Source organism: Streptomyces sp. NPDC043427, assembly GCF_056436655.1.
In genome coordinates this window covers 454,758-473,585 of sequence record NZ_JBWKCC010000003.1, presented here as the reverse complement: position 1 = coordinate 473,585, position 18,828 = coordinate 454,758, and the positions used below count along the sequence as shown (strand labels likewise).

Below are 18,828 nucleotides of genomic sequence, written 5' to 3'. Positions count from 1 at the left end.
CTCACGGCGCAGCCTCAATCGACAGCCCCGAGGCGTGAGTTGCGTGCCGCCAGCAGTTCCAGGACCGTGCGCCAGTCCTCCAGCACCCCGGCGTCGAACGCGGCGAGGCGGCCCTCCTCGTGGGCCTGGCGCAGGCTCAGCAGGTCGTCGTCGCCGGACGGGCCGTGCCAGGGGTGATGGAGTACGAGGCGGGCGACGCGTTCGCCGAGCAGCGCCCGTACGGCGTCGGCGGCGTGGGGGCCCGGGGTCGCCGCGCCGTCGGGCCGCAGCAGCCGGCCGACGAGGTGCACCAGACCGGACACCTGGAGTTCCTTGTCGGCGGGGCGATTTCGGCGCAGCAGCGCGGCCGTGCGCAGTGCGTGCTCGTGCAGGTCGACCGAGCGGCCCGCCCGGTCCGGGGTGCCCCGCACGCCCCGGCAGGCGTACAGCAGGTCCATCAGCTCCTCGACGCTGCGCAGTTCCATGCGTCAGTCCTCCCGCGAGACAGCCGTTGCGGTACGCCAGCAGATCATGGCGAGCTTTCGACCGAGCCAACGGCACCTGAACGGCCCGGCGCCCCTGAAGTCACTTTCGGCCGTTGTAGGCCGGTCGGGTGACTTTCAAACGGGGTCATCACGTGGCAAAAGGGTGCGCTTCGTGGCCAAATGCATGCGAGCGACTTGCGATGGTTACACCGATTTTTCAGCCCCATAGAGCGGCTGCCCGCTCATTTGGTTAGTCTGTTAGCCGACGGACAGCAATACCGGGTCCCACCCACACCCATGGTCCGTCATGGGACTCGCCGGTTCACAGCGGCCTGCTCTCCTATGAGTACCGGCGCCACCGCGTCCGAACCGCTTCGACCCAGACCCGAGCGGGCGTCAGGCGCAGGCACGCAGACTGGCCAGTACGCCCCGAGGGTGACCCGACACATAAGGAGTGCGCGGTGACACCGGAGAAGACGAATCGCGAACAGCGCCCCAAGGATCGACCTGAGCGCGCCCGCCGCCGCAGCGGCGAGCTCGGCAGCCTCGACGTGTGGGCGCGCTCGGCCCCCATCCGCCTGGCCGGCTACGAGGACGACCTCGCCGAGCCGCACATCCTGCCCAGCGTGGACTGACCGGGCAGGAGCCTTCGCGATCGCCGACGGCATGGGCGTGCGAGACTCACGCCCATGCTGATCAGGGAAGCCACCGCCGACGACTGGCCGCGGATCTGGCCGTTCTGGCACCGCGTCGTGGCCGCGGCCGAGACCTACGCCTGGGACCCGGACACCACCGAGGAAGCCGCCCGCGCCCTGTGGATGAACCCGGCCAAGCGTGTGTACGTCGTCCAGGACGACACCGACGACACTGCAGCCGTCGTCGGCTCCGCCTACCTCACTCCGAACTACGGCGGCCCCGCCGCCCGCATCGCCAACGCCGGCTTCATGGTCGATCCCGACCACGGCGGCCGCGGCATCGGCCGCGCCCTCGCCGAGCACGTCCTGGCCGAGGCGGCGGCCCACGGCTACCGGGGCATGGTGTTCAACGCGGTCGTCGAGACCAACCCGGCCGTCCGCCTGTGGACCTCCCTCGGCTTCACGATCCTCGGCACCGTGCCGGAGGCCTTCGACCACCCCCGGCACGGCCTCGTCGGACTGCACGTGATGTACAAGGCGCTGTAGGGATCACGACGACTCGGCCTCTCAGTCGAGCGGGGCCGTCCGCCGCCATGGGCGCAGCTCCTCCAACCGCCCAGCCAGCTCGAGGAGTTCCGCTTCCGATCCGGGGCGCCCCACCAGCTGTACGGCGCAGGGGGCGCCCGAGGCGAGCGTGCCGAGCGGCACCGACATCGCCGGCCAGCCGGTGAGGTTCCACGGCGGGGTCAGCGGCGAGTACGCGGCGTTGGCCACGAGGTTGCGCGCCCAGCCCCGCTCGTGCCAGGCCGCCGCCTTCGGGGAGCGACGGGCCAGCGCCGGCGTGAGCAGCACGTCGTAAGCGTCGAAGAACGGCTCCAGGCGCCGGCGCAGCGACTCCCTGCTTCCGCCCCGGCGCACCCAAGGCAGGAAGCGCCGGCCCACGGCTGCGTGCACGCGGGTGCGCCGGGCCAGCAGCCGCGGGTCGAGCCCCTGGGCGTCCACGGCCGTGCCCGCCGTCCAGTGCGCGAGTGAGGTCAGGCTCAGCGACTGCGGGTACGGCGGGTCGGCGCGCCGCACCTGGTGACCGGCCCTGATCAGCAGCCCGGCCGCCTCCCGCGCCGCGTCCGCGTACGGACGGCTGATGGTGACGCCGGCGAGCGGGCTGCGCAGCGAGAGGGCGATCCTGCGCGTGCCGGGCGCGGTACGGCGTACGACGTCGGTGTCCGCGAGGACCGACAGCAGCAGGCGCGCGTCCCCGACGGAGGTCGCCAGCGGACCGTTCTCCGACATGCCGAACCAGTCGCCCTCGCCGATCCCCGCGGGCACCACCCCGTGGCCCGGCTTGATGGTGACCAGGCCGCAGTTGGCCGCGGGGATGCGCAGCGAGCCCATGCCGTCGTTGCCGAGGGCGACCGGCACCAGCCCCGCGGCGACCGCGGCCGCGCTGCCGCCGGACGAGCCGCCCGCCGTGCGCGAGGTGTCCCACGGGTTGCGGGCGGTGCCGTGGACGCCGTCGGTGGTGCCGAAGACACACAGCTCCGGCACGTTCGTCAACCCCACGACCACCGCGCCCGCCGCCCGCAACCGGGCCACCGTGACATGGTCGTCACCGGCGGGCGTGTCCGGCGTCGCCGCCGACCCCACCCGGGTCGACTCCCCGCGCACGGCGAGGTTGTCCTTCACCGCCACCGGCACACCCGCGAGCGGCAGTTCGGCCAGGTCCGCACGGGCGCCCACCTCGTCCGCCTCGGCGAGCGCGGCCTGCGCCCGCACCGTACGGAACGCCCCCACGCGTCCGTCGACCCGTTCGATCCGGGCGAGGTGCTCGGCCACCACCTCACGGGGCGTGGCCCGCTCCTCGCGTACGGCGGCGGCGATCTCGGCGGCGGTCCGACCGACCCAGGTGGTCACGCGGGCTCCTCTGCGGTGAAGGAAGAGTGGGGCGTGCGTACTCGTGAGTATGCAGGGAGAACTGTGCCCCGGAGCGGGCGTGGCGTCGAGGGGGGAGGAGCGCCGGCAGCCGATCAGCGGGTCGGCTCGTGGGAGTGGTCCGACGTCGTTGTAGCCCGTGGCACGCCGGAGGCTTCCGCCAGAGCGCGCGGGACGGCCTGAATCGTGGTGGGCGGGCGCGATTTCGGCGCGGCGCTCTGGAGGAGGCGACGGCACGCGTGTGGTGTGGGAGGGGCTGTCGACCCAGCTCCCGCCGGGGTTGATCACCGCGGTGGTGGTGCGTGCCCACCTGGGCCGTACGAGCCCGGGCATGTCGCCGCAGGGACACACCTCCGGGGACAGCGCGTGAGAGGTGCGTCCCACCGGGCTCACGGGCCGAGTTGGGCCCGTAGCCACGCCTCGACCTCGCCCACGTGCGCGGCCGCCGCCGTGCGGGCCGCCTCCGGATCGCGGGCGGCCAGAGCGCGGTGGATGGCGGCGTGCTCGCGGCGGGTGCGGGCGAAGGCGCCCTCCTCCTGGTAGCCGCGCCAGACGCGGGCCCGGAAGGTGCGGGAGGACAGGCCCTCCAGGATCGCGGCCATGGTCTCGTTGCCGGCGGCCACCGCGATCTCGCGGTGGAAGGCGAGGTCGTGGGCGAGGATCACCTCCGGATCGTCGGAGGCGTTCATCGCCGTCAGGTGCTTCTCCACGGTCGCGAGCCCGTCGGGAGTGATACGGGCGGCGGCCAGCGCGGTCGCCGTCGACTCCAGGATCCGCCGGATCTCGAGGAGTTCCACCAGCCGCGGGCCACGGGACAGGTCGGCCACCACGCCGAAGGTCTCCAGCAGGTCACCCGCCTGGAGCTGGGTCACGTAGATGCCGGAACCGTGGCGGGCCTCCAGCACACCGAGGGCCGTCAGCGCGCGGATCGCCTCGCGCATCGAGCTGCGCGAGATGCCGATCTGGGCCGCGAGGTCGCGCTCGGTCGGCAGCCGCTGACCGGGCTCCAGGCGTCCCTCCGCGATCATCGCCTTGATCTGCTCGATGGCGCGCTGCGTCACCGTGCCCTTCTGCGGGGCCGTCTCCTCCACGCCATTCCTCCAGTCACCGGATGCGCCGCAGTGTAACCACCCGAGTGGTCGGACCACTATGGCCGAAAGGCGGGAAAGCTGGCGTCGAAGGGTGTTCCTGAGGGGAAGTGGTCTGATAAGTATGCGGGCATCTGCTCGAAGACGCTCACTGAGGAGCTGCCAGATGACCGGCAGGACAGTCAGGACAGGGTGGAAGCGGAACAGGACTCCGATCGTCGGCGCGGTGGCCGCGGCGGTCGGCGCCTCGCTCGTGCTCGGCGGGTGCGGCAGCACCAAGGACACCGGCGCCTCCGGCGCCGGAGGCGGGAAAGGCGACGGCACCGGCAAGGTCGGGGTGATCCTGCCCCTGCTGACCTCGCCGTTCTGGCAGTCGTACAACGACTACGTGCCCAAGATGGCCGAGTCGGAGGGCGTCGACACGCTGAAGACGGTCAACTCCAACAGCGACCCCTCCCAGCAGATCACCGACATCAACAACCAGCTCAACCAGGGGGTCGAAGGCCTGGTCGTCGCACCGCTCGACAGCGCCGCCATCGAGGCCGGGCTCGACCAGGCCGAACGCAAGGGCGTACCCGTCGTCGCCGTGGACGTGGCCCCGGACAAGGGCAAGGTCGCCATGGTCGTCCGCGCGAACAACGTCGCCTACGGCGAGAAGGCCTGCCAGTACCTCGGGAAGAACATCTCCTCCGGCAAGGTCGTGCAGATCATGGGCGACCTCGCCTCGGTCAACGGCCGCGACCGCTCCGAAGCGTTCCGCGCCTGTGTGAAGAAGAACTTCCCGAAGCTGAAGGTGCTGGAGATCCCCGCCAAGTGGGAGTCCGACACCGCGGCCTCGAAGCTGGACACCCTCCTCAACGCCAACCCCGACCTCAAGGGCATCTACATGCAGGCCGGCGGGGTCTACCTCGCGCCGACGCTGCAGACCCTCAAGTCGAAGGGGATGCTGAAGAAGGCCGGCCAGGCGGGGCACATCACGATCGTCTCCAACGACGGCATTCCGCAGGAGTTCGACGCCATCCGCAAGGGCGAGATCGACGCCACCGTCTCCCAACCCGCCGACGCCTACGCCAAGTACGGCATGTACTACATCAAGGCGGCGATGCAGGGGAAGACCTTCAAGCCCGGACCGACCGACCACGGCTCCACGATCGTCGAGCTGCCCAGCGGCATCCTCGAGGACCAGCTCCCGGCGCCCCTGGTCACCAAGGACAACGTCGACGACCCCGAGCTGTGGGGCAACACGGTCGGATGAGCACACCACTCGTTGAGGCACGGGGAGTCGTCAAGCGGTACGGCCCCACCGTCGCCCTCGCCGACGGCCGGCTCACCGTGCTGCCCGGCGAGTCCCACGCCCTCGTCGGCCGCAACGGCGCCGGCAAGTCCACCCTGGTCAACGTCCTCACCGGCCTCCAAGCCCCCGACGAGGGCGAGGTCCGCTTCGACGGCGACCCCGCGCCCGCGCTCGCCGACCGCGACGCCTGGCGCCGCAAAGTCGCCTGTGTCTACCAGCACCCGACGGTCGTACCCGAGTTGACCGTCGCCGAGAACCTGTTCATCAACCGCCAGCCGCTGCGCCGCGGTTTCATCAGCTGGCGTCGGCTGAAGACCGAGGCCGCCCAGCTCCTCGGCACCTGGGACGTGCGCGTCGACCCCGAGGCGCGCACCGCCGACCTCAAGGTCGAGGACCGGCAAATGGTGGAGATCGCAAGGGCGTTGAGCTTCGGCGCCCGTTTCATCGTCCTCGACGAACCGACCGCACAGCTCGACAACCGCGAGATCGAGCGGCTCTTCACCCGCATGCGCGCCCTTCAGGACTCCGGCGTCACCTTCCTGTTCATCTCGCACCACCTCCAGGAGGTTTACGAGGTCTGCCAGACCGTCACCGTCCTGCGCGACGCCCGTTGGATCACCACGGCGCCGGTCGCCGACCTGCCGAGGGCGGAGCTGGTGGAGGCCATGGCGGGGGAGTCCATCGAGGTGATCGCCGAACAGGGCCTGCGGGAAAAGGCCGTCGACGACACGGCCCACGTCCTGCTCGCAGCGCGCGGGCTCACATCGGACGCGTACGAGAACGTCGACCTCACCGTCCGTCGCGGCGAGGTCGTCGGCCTCGCCGGCATCAGCGGCAGCGGCAAGATCGAGCTCGCCGAGTCCTTCGCCGGCCTGTACACACCGACCCGCGGAACCGCTCAACTCGACGGTGAGCGCCTTCCCTTCGGGGACGTGCAGGCGGCCCTGGAGGCCGGAGTCGGCTGTGTCCCCCGAGACCGGCACGACCAGGGCCTGGTGACCGGCATGACCATCGGCGACAACGCCACCCTGAGCGTCCTGGAGCGGCTCGGGCGCCTCGGCTTCATCGGCACCGAGCGCAGGCGCGGCTTCGCCGCCGAGCTGATCGACCGTCTCGACATCCATGCCGAGGGCCCGGACCAGCCCGTCTCCGACCTGTCGGGGGGCAACGCGCAGAAGGTCGTCATGGCCCGCGCGCTCGCCTCCGACCCGCGCCTCCTCGTCCTCATCAACCCCACCGCGGGCGTCGACGTGAAGTCCAAGGAGTCCCTGCTCGCCCGCGTGGACAGCGCCCGCGAGGACGGCACCGCCGTGCTCGTCGTCTCCGACGAGCTCGACGACCTGCGCCGCTGCGACCGCGTCCTCGTCCTCTTCCACGGCCGTGTCGTCGCCGAGCACCCGGCGGGCTGGCGCGATCACGACCTGATCGCCTCCATCGAAGGAGTGGACCATGGCTGACACCAAGGCCGGCGCGGACGACACCGGGACCGCCCCGCCGCTCGCCGCCCTCGGCGGCCCGGCTGTGGCCAACGCCCGGACGGTCCTGCTGCGGCGGGCCCGCGAACTCGCCCTCCTGCCCGCCCTGTTGCTGCTCATGGTGCTCGGTGCCGTCGTCAACGACTCCTTTCTCACCGAGCGCAACCTGATCTCGATCCTCGGCGCCTCCGCCGCGCTCGCCATGGTCGTGCTCGCCGAGTCGCTGGTGCTCATCACCGGCAAGTTCGACCTGTCCCTGGAGTCGGTCGTCGGCATCGCGCCCGCCCTGGGCGCGCTGCTGGTCCTGCCCGCGGCCGCCTCCGGCTGGGGCACCGAACTTCCCGCCGGACTGGCCCTGTTGGCCGTCCTCGTCACGGGCGCGGCCGTCGGCGCCTTCAACGGCGTCCTGGTCGTGAAGTTCAAGCTGAACGCGTTCATCGTGACGCTCGCGATGCTGATCGTGCTGCGCGGACTGCTGGTCGGCGCCACCAAGGGAAAGACGCTCTTCGGCATGCCGGACTCCTTCTACTCCCTGGCGACCACCACTTTCCTCACGGTCCCGATGTCGGTGTGGCTGGCCGCGGCCGCCTTCGCGGTCGCCGGGCTCGTCCTGAAGTACCACCGCGTCGGCCGCGCCCTGTACGCCATCGGCGGCAACCCGGCGGCGGCCCGGGCGGCCGGCATCCGCGTGGAGCGCGTGATGCTGGGCGTGTTCGTGGTGGCCGGAGTGCTTGCCTCCGTGGGCGGCCTCCTGCAGACCGGGTATGTCGGCGCGATCAGCGCCAACCAGGGCAACAACATGATCTTCACGGTTTTCGCGGCCGCCGTGATCGGAGGCATCAGCCTCGACGGCGGCAAGGGCACCATGTTCGGCGCCCTCACCGGCGTCCTCCTGCTGGGCGTCGTACAGAACCTGCTCACCCTCGCCCAGGTGCCGTCGTTCTGGATCCAGGCGATCTACGGCGGCATCATCCTCGTCGCCCTCATGATCGCCCGAGTGACCACGGGCCGCGCCCAGGACTGACCCTCCGCCAACCGACTGAAAGGCACCCCGTGTCCCCGACCCCCGCCCGCGTCACCGCGGTCGACACCCACGACATCCGTTTCCCGACCTCGCGCGAGCTCGACGGCTCCGACGCGATGAATCCGGACCCCGACTACTCGGCGGCCTACGTCGTCCTGCGCACGGACGCCGAGGACGGGCACGAGGGGCACGGGTTCACCTTCACCATCGGGCGGGGTAACGAGGTCCAGGTCGCCGCGATCGAGGCACTGCGCGGCCATGTCGTCGGCCGGTCCGTGGAGGAGCTGTGCGCCGACCCGGGCAGCCTGAACCGTGACCTGATCGGCGACAGCCAGCTGCGCTGGCTCGGCCCCGAGAAGGGCGTGATGCACATGGCGATCGGGGCGGTGATGAACGCGGTCTGGGACCTCGCGGCCAAGCGCGCCGCCAAGCCCCTGTGGCGCCTCCTCGCCGACGGCGACCCCGAGTGGCTGGTCGCCCAGATCGACTTCCGCTACCTCACCGACGCCCTCACCCCCGACGAGGCGCTGGCCATCCTGCGCAGCGCCCGTGAGGGAAGACAGGAGCGACAGAACCTCCTGCTCCACCACGGGTATCCCGCCTACACCACATCGGCCGGCTGGCTCGGCTACGACGACGCCAAGCTCACCCGGCTCGCCGCCGAGGCGGTCGCCGACGGCTTCACCCAGATCAAGCTGAAGGTCGGCGCCGACCTCGACGACGACGTACGCCGTTGCCGCGTCGCCCGTCAGGTCGTCGGCCAGGACATCCGCCTCGCGATCGACGCCAATCAGCGCTGGGACGTCGAGGAGGCCGTCCGCTGGACCAAGGCCCTCGCCGAGTTCGACCCGTACTGGATCGAGGAGCCCACCAGCCCGGACGACATCCTCGGCCACGCGGCGATCCGCCGGGCCGTCGCCCCGGTCAGGGTCGCCACCGGCGAGCACGTGCAGAACAGGATCGTCTTCAAGCAGCTGCTCCAGGCGGGCGCCATCGACATCCTCCAGCTCGACGCCGCCCGCGTCGGCGGCGTCAACGAGAACCTCGCCATCCTGCTGCTCGCCGCGAAGTTCGGCGTCCCCGTCTGCCCGCACGCGGGCGGTGTCGGCCTGTGCGAACTCGTCCAGCACCTGTCGATGTTCGACTACCTCGCGGTCTCCTGCACCATCGAGGACCGCACCATCGAGTACGTCGACCACCTGCACGACCACTTCCTCGACCCGGTGGTGATCCACCGAGGTCACTACAAGGCGCCCGCGCTGCCGGGCTTCTCGGCGGCCATGCGCCCGGAGTCGATCGCGCGGTACACCTATCCCGGCGGCACCTTCTGGGCCGCCGACATCGAGGCCGGCATCGAGGCCGCCCTCAAGGCGAAGAAGGGGCACGCGGCATGAGCGACTTCGAGGGTCTTGGCGCCCTGGTGACGGGCGGCGCCTCCGGCATCGGCCGGGCCACCGCGGAGCTGCTGGCCGAGCGCGGCGCCCGGGTCGCCGTACTCGACCTGGACACGTCATCGGTCGAGAAGCCGCTGTTGCCGTACACGGCCGACGTCTGCGACGACGCCTCCGTGCGCGAGGCCGTCGCGGCCGCCGTCACCGACCTGGGCGGTCTGGACATCCTGGTCAACAACGCGGGCATCGGCGCCCAGGGCACCGTCGAGGACAACGACGACGCCGAGTGGCACCGCGTCCTCGACGTCAACGTCGTCGGCATGGTCCGCACGGCCCGCGCCGCCCTGCCGCACCTGCGCGCCTCCGCCCACGCGGCCATCGTCAACACCTGCTCCATCGCCGCCACAGCGGGCCTGCCGCAGCGGGCCCTGTACAGCGCGGCCAAGGGCGCCGTGTACGCGCTGACCCTCGCCATGGCCGCCGACCACGTCCGCGAGGGCATCCGCGTCAACTGCGTCAACCCCGGCACGGCGGACACCCCGTGGGTCGGCCGTCTCCTCGACGCGGCCGACGACCCGGCGGCCGAACGCGCCGCCCTGGAGGCCCGCCAGCCCACCGGCCGCCTGGTCAGCGCCGCCGAGGTCGCGGGCGCCATCGCCTACCTGGCGAGCCCCCTGTCCGGCGCCACCACCGGCACGTCCCTCGCGGTCGACGGCGGCATGCAGGGCCTGCGCCTTCGGCCGGTGGCCCAGTGACCGCCCTGGGCCGCAGCGGCGTCGAGGTCAGCGGCCTCGGCTTCGGCGCCGCCGTGATCGGCAACCTATACACCAAGGTCACCGACGAGCAGGCGTACGACACCGTGGCCGCGGCCTGGCGGCAGGGCGTCCGCTACTTCGACACCGCGCCCCACTACGGCCTCGGCCTCTCCGAGCGCCGCCTCGGCGCCGCCCTGCGCGAGCACCCGCGTGAGCAGTACACGGTCTCGACGAAGGTGGGCCGCCGCCTGGAACCCGCCGACGGCACCGGCGACGACCTCGCCAACGGCTTCGCCGTCCCCGCCACCCACCGCCGCGTCTGGGACTTCACCGCCGACGGCGTACGGCGCACCCTGGAGGCCGGCCTGGAACGCCTCGGCCTCGACCGCGTCGACGTCGTCTACCTCCACGACCCCGACGACCACGCCGAACAGGCCTTCCGCGAGGGCTACCCGGCCCTGGAGAAGCTGCGCGCGGAAGGCGTGATCGGCGCGATCGGCGCCGGCATGAACCAGGCGGAGATGCTCACCCGCTTCGTGTGTGACACGGACGTCGACGTGGTGCTGTGCGCCGGCCGCTACACGCTCCTCGACCAGAGCGCCCTCACCGCCCTGCTGCCCGCGGCACAGCGGCGCGGGACCTCCGTCGTGATCGGCGGCGCCTTCAACTCCGGCCTGCTGGCCGACCCGAGACCGACGGCGACGTACAACTACGCGCAGGCGCCCGCCGAGTTGGTGGAGCGCGCCGTGCGCCTGAAGACGGTCGCCGAAGCCCACGGCACGACCCTGCGCGCCGCAGCCCTCGCCTTCTGCGCCGCCCACCCGGCCGTCGCGAGCGTCCTCGTCGGCGCCCGCACGGCGGCGGAGGCCGACGACGGTGCTGAGCAGTTCCGGGCCCCTGTTCCCGCGGCGTTCTGGCAGGAGTTGCGGGAGAGCGGCCTTCTGCCCCCCGAGGCCCCCGTCCCCACCGAGGAGCCGTCATGAGAGTCGCCCGGCACACCAAGGTCCGCGCCGACCGGATCGACGCGTACGAGGCCGCCCACCGCGAGGTCCCGAAGGAGCTCACCGACGCCATCCGTGCCGCCGGCGCAGTTTCCTGGACGATCTGGCGGTGGGGGTCCCCGCGCGCGAGCGAAGCCGAGCGTGGGGGAGGCACCGGCCTCTTCCACGTCCTGGAGTGCGAGGACTACGCCCACCTCCTCGCCGAACTGGAGAAACTCCCGGTCAACGTGGCTCGGCAGGCCCGCATGGCCGAACCGCTCGACGTGGTGCACGACTACTCCGGCGAAGGGGCCGACGCCGGCCTGCCCGTCGTGTGGGAGCTGCCGTGACCGTCGACGCGCACCACCACGTCTGGGACCTGTCCGTCCGCGACCAGGACTGGATCGAGGGACCCGCACTCCAGCCACTGCGCCGGAACTTCACTCTCACCGACCTCGAACCCGAGGCCCGCGTGGCCGGCGTCGACCGCACGGTACTGGTGCAGACGATCACCGTGCCCGAGGAAACCCCCGAGTTCCTCGCCCTCGCCGCCGGCCACGACCTGGTCGCGGGCGTCGTCGGCTGGACCGACCTGACCCGCCCCGACGTGGCCGACGAACTGGCCCGGCTCCGCGAACTCCCCGGCGGCCGCCACCTCAAGGGCATCCGCCACCAGGTCCAGGGCGAGCCCGACCCGCAGTGGCTGCTGCGCCCCGACGTCCACCGCGGCCTCGCCGCCGTCGCCGACGCGGGCCTCGCCTACGACCTGGTCGTCCTGCCCCACCAGCTCCCCGCCTGCGCCGAGGCCGCCGCCGACCACCCCGGCCTCACCTTCGTCCTGGACCACCTCGGCAAGCCGCCCATCGCCTCCGGCACCCGTGAACCCTGGGCCACCGCCGTCCGCACCCTCGCCGCACTCCCCAACACCGTCTGCAAGCTCTCCGGCATGGTCACCGAGGCCGACCACGCCCACTGGACCGTCCACGACCTGCGCCCCTACGCCGACACCGTGCTGGAGGCCTTCGGCCCGGCCCGGCTGATGTTCGGCTCGGACTGGCCGGTGTGCACACTGGCGGCGACGTACGCCGACGTGCTGTCGGCGGCCGGCGAGTTGACGCAGGATCTGAGCCGCGACGAACGCACGCTCCTCTTCGGGACCACCGCCATCCGCGTCTACGACCTCTGAACCGACACCGCCAACCGCGTCGGCGGCAGAAACTCCCGCACATACGTCCGCTCCCAGCACGCGCCCGTCTCCCGCAGCTCCCGCCAGCTCGTGTAGCGGTAGCGGAAGAGGCGGGCGCGGACATAGCGCGGGGGCTCGTCGGGCGGGAACGGGGAGCGGCGCAGCAGCTTCAGGGTGTCCCGGTCGTTCTCCAGGAGCCGTTCGACCATGGCACCGAACCACGCCCCGGCGTACGCGGGGGAGAGGGCGGCGAACCACATCATCCAGTCCAGCCGGAGATGGTACGGCGCGTACTGGCGCGGCCAGTGCCGTGGATCGCCCGGCTTGCCCTTGAACTCGTACTCGCGCCACTCGGAGTCCTCGCGCGGGGCCTCGTCGTGCGTGCCCTCGACCACCACCTCGTAGCGGACGCGGCTCACGCTCCCGAACGCGCCGTAGGTGTTGACCAGGTGGAACGGGTCGAAGGAGCGGTTCATGACCTGGGCGCGGGAGATCATGTTCACGGCCGGGCGATAGCTCAGGAACACCAGCAGCGCGGCCACGGCCAGGACCACGACCTCGTACCAGAGCGGGGTGTCGGGCAGCGACGGCGCCTCGCCCGGCAGCCGTAGCGCCGACACGGCCAGCACGATGGTGATCCAGTTCAGCCAGGAGAAGTTGCCCGACAGGACGAGCCACAGCTGGGTGACGATCATCAGGCAGGCGGCCGCCGTGGCGATCGGCTGCGGGGTGAACAGCAGGACCGGCACCACGAGCTGCGTGAAGTGGTTGGCGGCCACCTCGACCCGGTGCAGCGGCCCCGGCAGGTGGTGGAAGAACCAGCTCAGCGGGCCCGGCATCGGCTGTGTCTCGTGGTGGTGGTCCAGGCAGGTCAGCTTCCGCCAGCACTCGTCGCCCCGCAGCTTGATCAGACCCGCTCCGAACTCCACCCGGAACAGGATCCAGCGCAGCAGGAACAGCACGAGGAACGGCGGGGCCACCTCGTCGTTGCCGAGGAAGACGGCGAGGAACCCCACCTCCAGCAGCAGGGACTCCCAGCCGAAGCCGTACCAGGTCTGGCCGACGTTGACGATCGACAGGTACAGCGCCCACGGCACCAGCCACAGCAGCATCGCCGCCCACAGCGGCACCAGGGAGTCCAGGCCCGCGATCAGCGCCACCGACACCGCGCAACCCGTCCAGGCGCAGACGGCGAAGAAACGGTCCGAGTAGTGCAGATGGAACAGGCTCGGCGCCCGCCGGAACGGCACACGCCCGACGAACCGGGGGATCGGCAGCATCCCTCGCTCGCCCAGCAGCGCGCGGAACTGAAGGGCCGCCGTGAGGAACGCGACCAGATACACGCAGGCCAGAGCCCGCTGGAAGACCAGCCGGCTCACCCAGTAGTCGGGTGCGGTGAACCACTCCACGGCCTCGCGCTCCTCTTCTGCTCTCCGGCCCCGTCACTCACCGTGTTCCATGCCTCGGACTGGGTAACCCAGGTGTCCCGCCCCACTCGAAGAATCGGGCAAATCCTGGCAAGGTGGGCGCATGGCTGATCGGGGAGCGAGCGCGCTGTCACTCCCGGACGACTGGGCCGCCCACCCGGATCCGATTCTCGCCCTCAACCGCATGGGCAGCTTCGACTGGGACCTGGACACCGGCCTGTTCCACATGGACGCCCGGGCCCACGAGATCTTCGACGTGCGCCCCGACGAATACGACGGCCGCCCGGAGAGCCTGGCTCCGCGGGTCCCGGAGGCGGAGGCCATCCGCCTGGACACCCTCATCGCCCAGGCCATCAAGGACGGCAGCGAGAACTACGGCGCCTACTTCCGCATCCGCCGCCGCGACGGCACCCTGTGCTGGACCCACACCCAGGGCTACATCCGCCGGGACGAGACGGGCCGCCCCCGCCGGATCATCGGCATCGTCCGCGACGCCACCGAGGAGCTGAGGGACCTCGCCGACCGCAGCGACGAGGCCGCCCTCGACGACGCCCGCCGCGAGCAGACCAACGTCGTCCAGCTCACCACGGCCGCCCTCGCGCACGCCCGCACCGTGCGGGACGTCATCGACGTCCTCAAGGACACCCACGGTCTCGCCCACCTCGGCGCGACCAGCCTCGTCATGGGCCTGGTCGAGGCGGGCCGCATCCGCCTGGTCGCCGAGGGCCCCGCGGGCAGCTTCGTGCCCGGCACCCTCGTCACCCGCATCGACGAGCCCTACCCCATGAGCGAGGTCGTGCGCACCCTCAGCCCCCGGTTCATCGAGTCGCCCGAGGAGTTCGCCGCCCGCTACCCCCTCCTGTGGCCGCACATCACCGACCTGAACATCACGTCGGCCGCCTACCTGCCCCTCATCGTCCAGGCCCGCCCCATCGGCGCCATGGGCCTGCTCTACAGCGACCGGCACGGCTTCACCCCCGAGGAACGCAACATCCTCGTCGCCCTCGGCAGCAGCATCGCGCAGAGCCTGCAACGCGCGATGTTCTACGAGCAGGAGAAGGACATCGCCCAGGGCCTCCAGCAGGCCATGCTGCCGCGCACCATCCCCAGCGTGCCCGGCGCCGACATCGCCGTCCGCTACCGGTCCGCCACGATCGGCGGCTCCCTCGGCCGGGACATCGGCGGCGACTGGTACGACCTGATCCCGCTGCCCGGCGGCCGGGTCGGTGCCGTCATCGGCGACGTCCAGGGCCACGACACGCACGCAGCCGCCGTCATGGGCCAGCTCCGCATCGTGCTGCGCGCCTACGCCGCCGAGGGCCACACCCCCGCCACCGTGACGGCCCGCGCCTCGGTCTTCCTGCACGAACTCGACACCGACCGCTTCGCCACCTGCCTCTACGCCGAGGCCGACCTGTCCACCGGCGTGGTCCAGGTGGTCCGGGCCGGCCACATCGACCCCCTCGTGCGGGCGCCTGACGGCACCTGCCGACGCGTCGCCGTCGCGGGCGGCCTGCCGCTCGGCCTGTCCGCCGAGTTCGGCAGCCTCGAATACCCGGTCACCACCCTCGAACTCGACCCCGGCCACACCCTGCTGCTGTGCACCGACGGACTGGTCGAACAGCCCGGCGTCGACCTCGACGACGGCATGAAGACCCTCACCGCCCTCATCGCCACCGGCCCCGACGACGTACGCGGCCTCGCCGACCGGCTGATCGACATCGCCGAGGAACGCGCCGGCGACGACGACGTGGCCCTGCTCCTGCTGCGCCGCCGGGGCGTGGACACCCCACGGCCCGGCGGCCGGCTCCAGCAACTCGTGACCCCCGGCGACCCCGAGGCCCTCACCGGTGCCCGGCACATGATCCGCGCCGCCGTCCGCACGTGGGGTGCGCGGGGCCGCGCCGACGAGATCGAGCTGGCCGCCGACGAACTCATCACCAACGCCCTCATGCACACCGAGGGCTCCGCCATCGTCACCCTGCGGGTCCTGGGCGACTCCGACCGCCGTCTGCGCGTCGAGGTCGAGGACTCCTCCAGCGCCCTGCCGCGCCGCCGCGAGGCCGGGGAGTCCGGCGTCTCGGGGCGCGGCCTGCTCCTGGTCGAGCTCCTCACGGACGAGTGGGGCGTGGAGGCACGGGGCGGCGGCAAGTGCGTGTGGTGCGAGTTCAGGGTGCCCGGCGGCGGCTGAGAGCATCCGGAGCTGAGGGTGTCGGTCCCCGGTGGCACTCTGGACGTATGCCGGAACTGCCCGAGGTCGAAGCGCTCAAGGACTTCCTGACCGAGCGTGTCGTCGGTCACGAGATCGTGCGCGTCCTGCCCGTCGCCATCAGCGTCCTGAAGACGTACGACCCACCCGTCACCGCCGTCGAGGGCCGCGAGATCGCCGCCGTGCACCGCCACGGCAAGTTCCTCGACCTGGAGACGGACGGCGGCCCGCACTTCGTGACCCACCTGGCCCGCGCCGGCTGGCTCCATTGGAAGGACCGCCTCCCCGACGGCCCGCCCCGCCCCGGCAAGGGCCCCCTCGCCCTGCGGGTCGCCCTGGAGACGGGCGAGGGCTTCGACCTCACCGAGGCCGGCACCCAGAAGCGGCTCGCGGTGTACGTCGTACGGGACCCGCACGAGGTCCCCGGCGTCGCCCGCCTCGGCCCCGACCCGCTCGCGGACGACTTCGACGCACGAAGACTCGCCGGGCTCCTCTCCGGGGAGCGTCGCCAGATCAAGGGCGCCCTGCGCGACCAGAGCCTGATCGCCGGCGTCGGCAACGCCTACAGCGACGAGATCCTGCACGCCGCGCGCATGTCCCCCTTCAAGCTGGCCGCCTCCCTGACCCCGGAGGAGACGGACGCCCTCTACACCGCCCTGCGTACCACCCTGACCGAGGCGGTGGACCGCTCCCGGGGTCTCGCCGCGGGCCGCCTGAAGTCCGAGAAGAAGACCGGCCTGCGCGTCCACGGCCGCACCGGCGAGCCCTGCCCCGTCTGCGGCGACACCATCCGCGAGGTGTCCTTCAGTGACTCGTCCCTCCAGTACTGCCCGACCTGCCAGACGGGCGGCAAGCCACTGGCGGACCGGAGGATGTCGAGGCTGCTGAAGTAGACAGCCGCCTGGTGTGCGGTCGGCGCGCCAGTGGCTGTGAGCCGGCACATCAGGGGGCCTTCAGGGTGACGAGCTGCTCGCCCTCCGCCGAGCGGATCTCGTAGCGGAGGATCTCGTCGGCGTGCAGATCGGTCCCGCCCTGCACAGCGGTGGGCCGGGCGTCGTGGCGGGGCACCATCCAGTTGGTGACCGTCCGTTCCGAGCCGTCCCGGCCGACGACGATCAGACGGCAGTTGCGAGGGCCCGCGCCGTCCTTCACCTGCAGCTGCACATTGCTGCCCCAGGCTTCGTCCTCGACCGTGACCTGCGCCCACACACCCGACCGCTCGTCGGTCGCGGTGACCTGCACGGCCTCCCTCTCGCCGCCCCCCGCCGACAGCATCATCAGAGCGGGTCCGGCCAGCGCCACGACCACGGAGGCGGCGACCGCGTACAGCACGCGTCGGCGGCGCGCCCGGTGCCGCGCGGCGACCTCGCCGAGCAGCCGGTCCAGCAGCCGCGGGCCGGCGCCGGCGAACGGGTGCACGACCCGGGGCGTAGCCTGCCGGTACAGCATCAACTGCCGTGTGGGGGGCCCGAACTCGGTGACCTGCGCCGCGCACTGAGGACACTCCATGAGGTGGTCCTCGAAGCGGAAGGCGTCCACTTCGTCCAGCACGCCGAGCGCGTAGGCGCCGGCGTCGTGATGCCTTTCCTGGGACCTCATGCGCAATCCTCGTGCCGTTGGGTGCGGGTGGGGTTGTTACTCCTTGCTCCCATCCGTACGCACCCGGCACCCGAATCACTCAGCCGTACACACAATCGAGACCAAGATATTCGGAGCGGTTCGGCCCCCGGATTGGTCCGGTTCTAAAAAAGATGGATGGCGAGATGTCCGAGGGGCAACCCCAGCTGCCAGGCGGGCGTCCACACCTTCGGCCCCTCGTCCTCACCGACCACCGGAGCACCGCCCGGCACCGCGTTCAGATCGGGGGCGAGCAACTCGGTCTCCTCCAGCCATCGCCAGGCGGCGGCGGCCAGTTGGAGGTCGGGCGCGGGGTCCGCGGACGTGGCCGCCTCGGCCGTCAGTACGGCCATCCGCTCGCTCACCCAGTCCTGCCACGGCTGGTCGTAGGCCGTCAGCGACAGCCAGGTCTCCAACTGGGTCACGACCCGGATGCCCGGGAGCTCGCCGTCGGTGTCGGAGAGGAAGATGGTCAGCGCCAGGGCGTCGCGCCCGGCGCGGAACTCGAACGACGTCGGTGGCATGAGATCGCCGGTCCGCAGTAGTTCGTCGGCGATGTACTCGGCGTACAACCAGGCCATGGGAACCGTGAGTTCGCCGCCGCTGGTGCCGTCCGTGCTCTGATGACCTCTGTGCGGCATTCCTTCCTGCCTTCCTCCGGTGCGTGCGCGTCGCCCGAACCCGGGCCCCCCAGTCCGGAACACGGATAGGGACAGCCGATTACTCAACCGGGGTCCTCAGCAAGGCGCTTTACGGAGGTTTTGCTCTCCCATTGGTTTCACCGCAGGTCGGTCGCGTATCCCGGTAGCACCCTGCGCAGGGCGCGCAGCGCGTAGTACGCGCGGGACTTCACGGTACCGGGCGGAATCCCCAGGGTTTCGGCGGCCTCCGCCACACTCGCCCCCTGGAAGTACACGAGCACCAGGACTTCACGGTGCTCGGGAGTGAGAGTCTTCACAGCCTCCCGCACATCCAGGGTGGCGGCCGACCGCTCGGCGTGGTCCGCGCACACCGGCGCGTGCTCGAGCACCGCGTCGCCGACCTCCGCCGGCCGCGCCTGCCGGGCCCGCCGCGCGTCGATCGCGAGCCGCCGTCCCACGGTGAGCAGCCACGGCCGTACGGAGTCGAAGGCGTCGGCGCGCAGTGCCTCGGGGTGCTGCCAGGCCCGTACCAGCGTCTCCTGCACGAGGTCTTCAGCGCGCTGCCGGTCGCCGTCACTCAGCCTCAGCAGCAGCGCGAAGAGCGGTCGGCCGTGCTCGCGCTGGAGTGCGGCGAGCTCGTGCTCGGCGGTCGTCCCGTTCGTACCGTTCGTGAGGGTGGTTCCGGCCGTCATGCGCGTATGGGACCGCAGGGT

At 71.7% G+C, this 18,828-nt stretch carries 19 protein-coding genes; 12 read left to right on the top strand and 7 right to left on the bottom strand.

Going from position 1 to position 18,828, the window contains the following annotated elements; translation table 11 throughout:
* Positions 1–14: 14 nt before the first annotated feature.
* Positions 15–464: a hypothetical protein gene (locus AC067M_RS09500; RefSeq protein WP_478696407.1), complete on the bottom strand. Its 450-nt coding sequence runs from the start codon at positions 462–464 to the stop codon at positions 15–17.
* 461 nt (positions 465–925) lie between these two features.
* Between AC067M_RS09500 and AC067M_RS09495 the strand changes: the two genes are divergently transcribed.
* Both AC067M_RS09495 and AC067M_RS09490 read left to right on the top strand, forming a co-directional pair.
* Entirely contained in the window at positions 926–1,099 is a 174-nt protein-coding gene (locus tag AC067M_RS09495) for a hypothetical protein (protein ID WP_166662192.1), read from the top strand.
* 54 nt (positions 1,100–1,153) lie between these two features.
* Positions 1,154–1,645, top strand: a complete 492-nt coding sequence (locus tag AC067M_RS09490) for an N-acetyltransferase family protein (RefSeq protein ID WP_478696406.1) — start codon at positions 1,154–1,156, stop codon at positions 1,643–1,645.
* A 21-nt stretch (positions 1,646–1,666) separates the two neighbouring features.
* Here AC067M_RS09490 and AC067M_RS09485 read toward each other — a convergent pair whose 3' ends face one another.
* Both AC067M_RS09485 and AC067M_RS09480 read right to left on the bottom strand, forming a co-directional pair.
* Positions 1,667–3,010 (bottom strand): amidase, encoded by a 1,344-nt coding sequence (locus AC067M_RS09485; protein ID WP_478696405.1) that lies wholly within the window; start codon positions 3,008–3,010, stop codon positions 1,667–1,669.
* Positions 3,011–3,417: 407 nt separating this feature from the next.
* Positions 3,418–4,119 (bottom strand): FadR/GntR family transcriptional regulator, encoded by a 702-nt coding sequence (locus AC067M_RS09480; RefSeq protein ID WP_478696404.1) that lies wholly within the window; start codon positions 4,117–4,119, stop codon positions 3,418–3,420.
* A 163-nt stretch (positions 4,120–4,282) separates the two neighbouring features.
* Here AC067M_RS09480 and AC067M_RS09475 point away from each other — a divergent pair, with 163 nt between their 5' ends.
* Genes AC067M_RS09475 through AC067M_RS09440 form a run of 8 tightly spaced genes read left to right on the top strand, consistent with a single transcriptional unit; the run spans position 4,283 to position 12,221 of the window.
* Positions 4,283–5,371, top strand: a complete 1,089-nt coding sequence (locus tag AC067M_RS09475) for a sugar ABC transporter substrate-binding protein (protein WP_478696403.1) — start codon at positions 4,283–4,285, stop codon at positions 5,369–5,371.
* A complete protein-coding gene (locus AC067M_RS09470) occupies positions 5,368–6,867 on the top strand; it encodes a sugar ABC transporter ATP-binding protein (RefSeq protein ID WP_478696402.1) in 1,500 nt (499 codons plus the stop codon). The genes AC067M_RS09475 and AC067M_RS09470 overlap by 4 nt, the downstream gene beginning before the upstream one ends.
* Positions 6,860–7,909, top strand: coding sequence for an ABC transporter permease (locus AC067M_RS09465; RefSeq protein ID WP_478696401.1), 1,050 nt, complete (start codon positions 6,860–6,862; stop codon positions 7,907–7,909). The genes AC067M_RS09470 and AC067M_RS09465 overlap by 8 nt, the downstream gene beginning before the upstream one ends.
* 29 nt (positions 7,910–7,938) lie before the next feature.
* Complete coding sequence (locus AC067M_RS09460) at positions 7,939–9,303, top strand: L-fuconate dehydratase (RefSeq protein ID WP_478696400.1); 1,365 nt, start codon at positions 7,939–7,941, stop codon at positions 9,301–9,303.
* Positions 9,300–10,055, top strand: coding sequence for an SDR family NAD(P)-dependent oxidoreductase (locus AC067M_RS09455; RefSeq protein WP_478696399.1), 756 nt, complete (start codon positions 9,300–9,302; stop codon positions 10,053–10,055). The genes AC067M_RS09460 and AC067M_RS09455 overlap by 4 nt, the downstream gene beginning before the upstream one ends.
* The gene (locus tag AC067M_RS09450; protein WP_478696398.1) at positions 10,052–11,038 is read left to right on the top strand and encodes an aldo/keto reductase; all 987 of its coding nucleotides are present in this window, start codon (positions 10,052–10,054) and stop codon (positions 11,036–11,038) included. The genes AC067M_RS09455 and AC067M_RS09450 overlap by 4 nt, the downstream gene beginning before the upstream one ends.
* Positions 11,035–11,385 carry an L-rhamnose mutarotase gene (locus AC067M_RS09445; protein ID WP_478696397.1) on the top strand — a complete coding sequence of 117 codons (351 nt, stop codon included), beginning with the start codon at positions 11,035–11,037 and terminating at the stop codon, positions 11,383–11,385. The genes AC067M_RS09450 and AC067M_RS09445 overlap by 4 nt, the downstream gene beginning before the upstream one ends.
* Positions 11,382–12,221 (top strand): amidohydrolase family protein, encoded by an 840-nt coding sequence (locus tag AC067M_RS09440; protein ID WP_478696396.1) that lies wholly within the window; start codon positions 11,382–11,384, stop codon positions 12,219–12,221. Before AC067M_RS09445 ends, AC067M_RS09440 begins: the two co-directional genes overlap by 4 nt.
* Here AC067M_RS09440 and AC067M_RS09435 read toward each other — a convergent pair.
* Complete coding sequence (locus tag AC067M_RS09435; protein ID WP_478696395.1) at positions 12,209–13,630, bottom strand: lipase maturation factor family protein; 1,422 nt, start codon at positions 13,628–13,630, stop codon at positions 12,209–12,211. The genes AC067M_RS09440 and AC067M_RS09435 overlap by 13 nt on opposite strands.
* A gap of 121 nt (positions 13,631–13,751) precedes the next feature.
* Here AC067M_RS09435 and AC067M_RS09430 point away from each other — a divergent pair, with 121 nt between their 5' ends.
* Both AC067M_RS09430 and AC067M_RS09425 read left to right on the top strand, forming a co-directional pair.
* On the top strand, positions 13,752–15,839 hold the full coding sequence (locus AC067M_RS09430; protein WP_478696394.1) for a SpoIIE family protein phosphatase: 2,088 nt from the start codon (positions 13,752–13,754) through the stop codon (positions 15,837–15,839).
* 47 nt (positions 15,840–15,886) lie between these two features.
* Positions 15,887–16,750 (top strand): Fpg/Nei family DNA glycosylase, encoded by an 864-nt coding sequence (locus tag AC067M_RS09425; RefSeq protein WP_478696393.1) that lies wholly within the window; start codon positions 15,887–15,889, stop codon positions 16,748–16,750.
* Between the two features lie 49 nt (positions 16,751–16,799).
* Here the strand turns inward: AC067M_RS09425 and AC067M_RS09420 are convergent, their stop codons facing one another.
* The 3 genes from AC067M_RS09420 to AC067M_RS09410 all read right to left on the bottom strand — a co-directional run bounded on the left by AC067M_RS09420 (position 16,800) and on the right by AC067M_RS09410 (position 18,807).
* Positions 16,800–17,456 carry a zf-HC2 domain-containing protein gene (locus AC067M_RS09420; RefSeq protein WP_478696392.1) on the bottom strand — a complete coding sequence of 219 codons (657 nt, stop codon included), beginning with the start codon at positions 17,454–17,456 and terminating at the stop codon, positions 16,800–16,802.
* 143 nt (positions 17,457–17,599) lie between these two features.
* Positions 17,600–18,115, bottom strand: a complete 516-nt coding sequence (locus AC067M_RS09415) for a hypothetical protein (RefSeq protein WP_478696391.1) — start codon at positions 18,113–18,115, stop codon at positions 17,600–17,602.
* A 137-nt stretch (positions 18,116–18,252) separates the two neighbouring features.
* Positions 18,253–18,807, bottom strand: a complete 555-nt coding sequence (locus AC067M_RS09410) for a sigma-70 family RNA polymerase sigma factor (RefSeq protein WP_478696390.1) — start codon at positions 18,805–18,807, stop codon at positions 18,253–18,255.
* Positions 18,808–18,828: the final 21 nt, after the last annotated feature.

What these genes read in the sequence shown, in the direction of transcription:
- AC067M_RS09500 (WP_478696407.1), bottom strand. Translation starts at nt 464, where the DNA reads ATGGAACTGCGCAGCGTCGAGGAGCTGATGGACCTGCTGTACGCCTGC.
- AC067M_RS09490 (WP_478696406.1), top strand. Translation starts at nt 1,154, where the DNA reads ATGCTGATCAGGGAAGCCACCGCCGACGACTGGCCGCGGATCTGGCCG.
- AC067M_RS09475 (WP_478696403.1), top strand. Translation starts at nt 4,283, where the DNA reads ATGACCGGCAGGACAGTCAGGACAGGGTGGAAGCGGAACAGGACTCCG.
- AC067M_RS09470 (WP_478696402.1), top strand. Translation starts at nt 5,368, where the DNA reads ATGAGCACACCACTCGTTGAGGCACGGGGAGTCGTCAAGCGGTACGGC.
- AC067M_RS09465 (WP_478696401.1), top strand. Translation starts at nt 6,860, where the DNA reads ATGGCTGACACCAAGGCCGGCGCGGACGACACCGGGACCGCCCCGCCG.
- AC067M_RS09455 (WP_478696399.1), top strand. Translation starts at nt 9,300, where the DNA reads ATGAGCGACTTCGAGGGTCTTGGCGCCCTGGTGACGGGCGGCGCCTCC.
- AC067M_RS09445 (WP_478696397.1), top strand. Translation starts at nt 11,035, where the DNA reads ATGAGAGTCGCCCGGCACACCAAGGTCCGCGCCGACCGGATCGACGCG.
- AC067M_RS09430 (WP_478696394.1), top strand. Translation starts at nt 13,752, where the DNA reads ATGGCTGATCGGGGAGCGAGCGCGCTGTCACTCCCGGACGACTGGGCC.
- AC067M_RS09425 (WP_478696393.1), top strand. Translation starts at nt 15,887, where the DNA reads ATGCCGGAACTGCCCGAGGTCGAAGCGCTCAAGGACTTCCTGACCGAG.
- AC067M_RS09420 (WP_478696392.1), bottom strand. Translation starts at nt 17,456, where the DNA reads ATGAGGTCCCAGGAAAGGCATCACGACGCCGGCGCCTACGCGCTCGGC.
- AC067M_RS09415 (WP_478696391.1), bottom strand. Translation starts at nt 18,115, where the DNA reads ATGCCGCACAGAGGTCATCAGAGCACGGACGGCACCAGCGGCGGCGAA.
- AC067M_RS09410 (WP_478696390.1), bottom strand. Translation starts at nt 18,807, where the DNA reads ATGACGGCCGGAACCACCCTCACGAACGGTACGAACGGGACGACCGCC.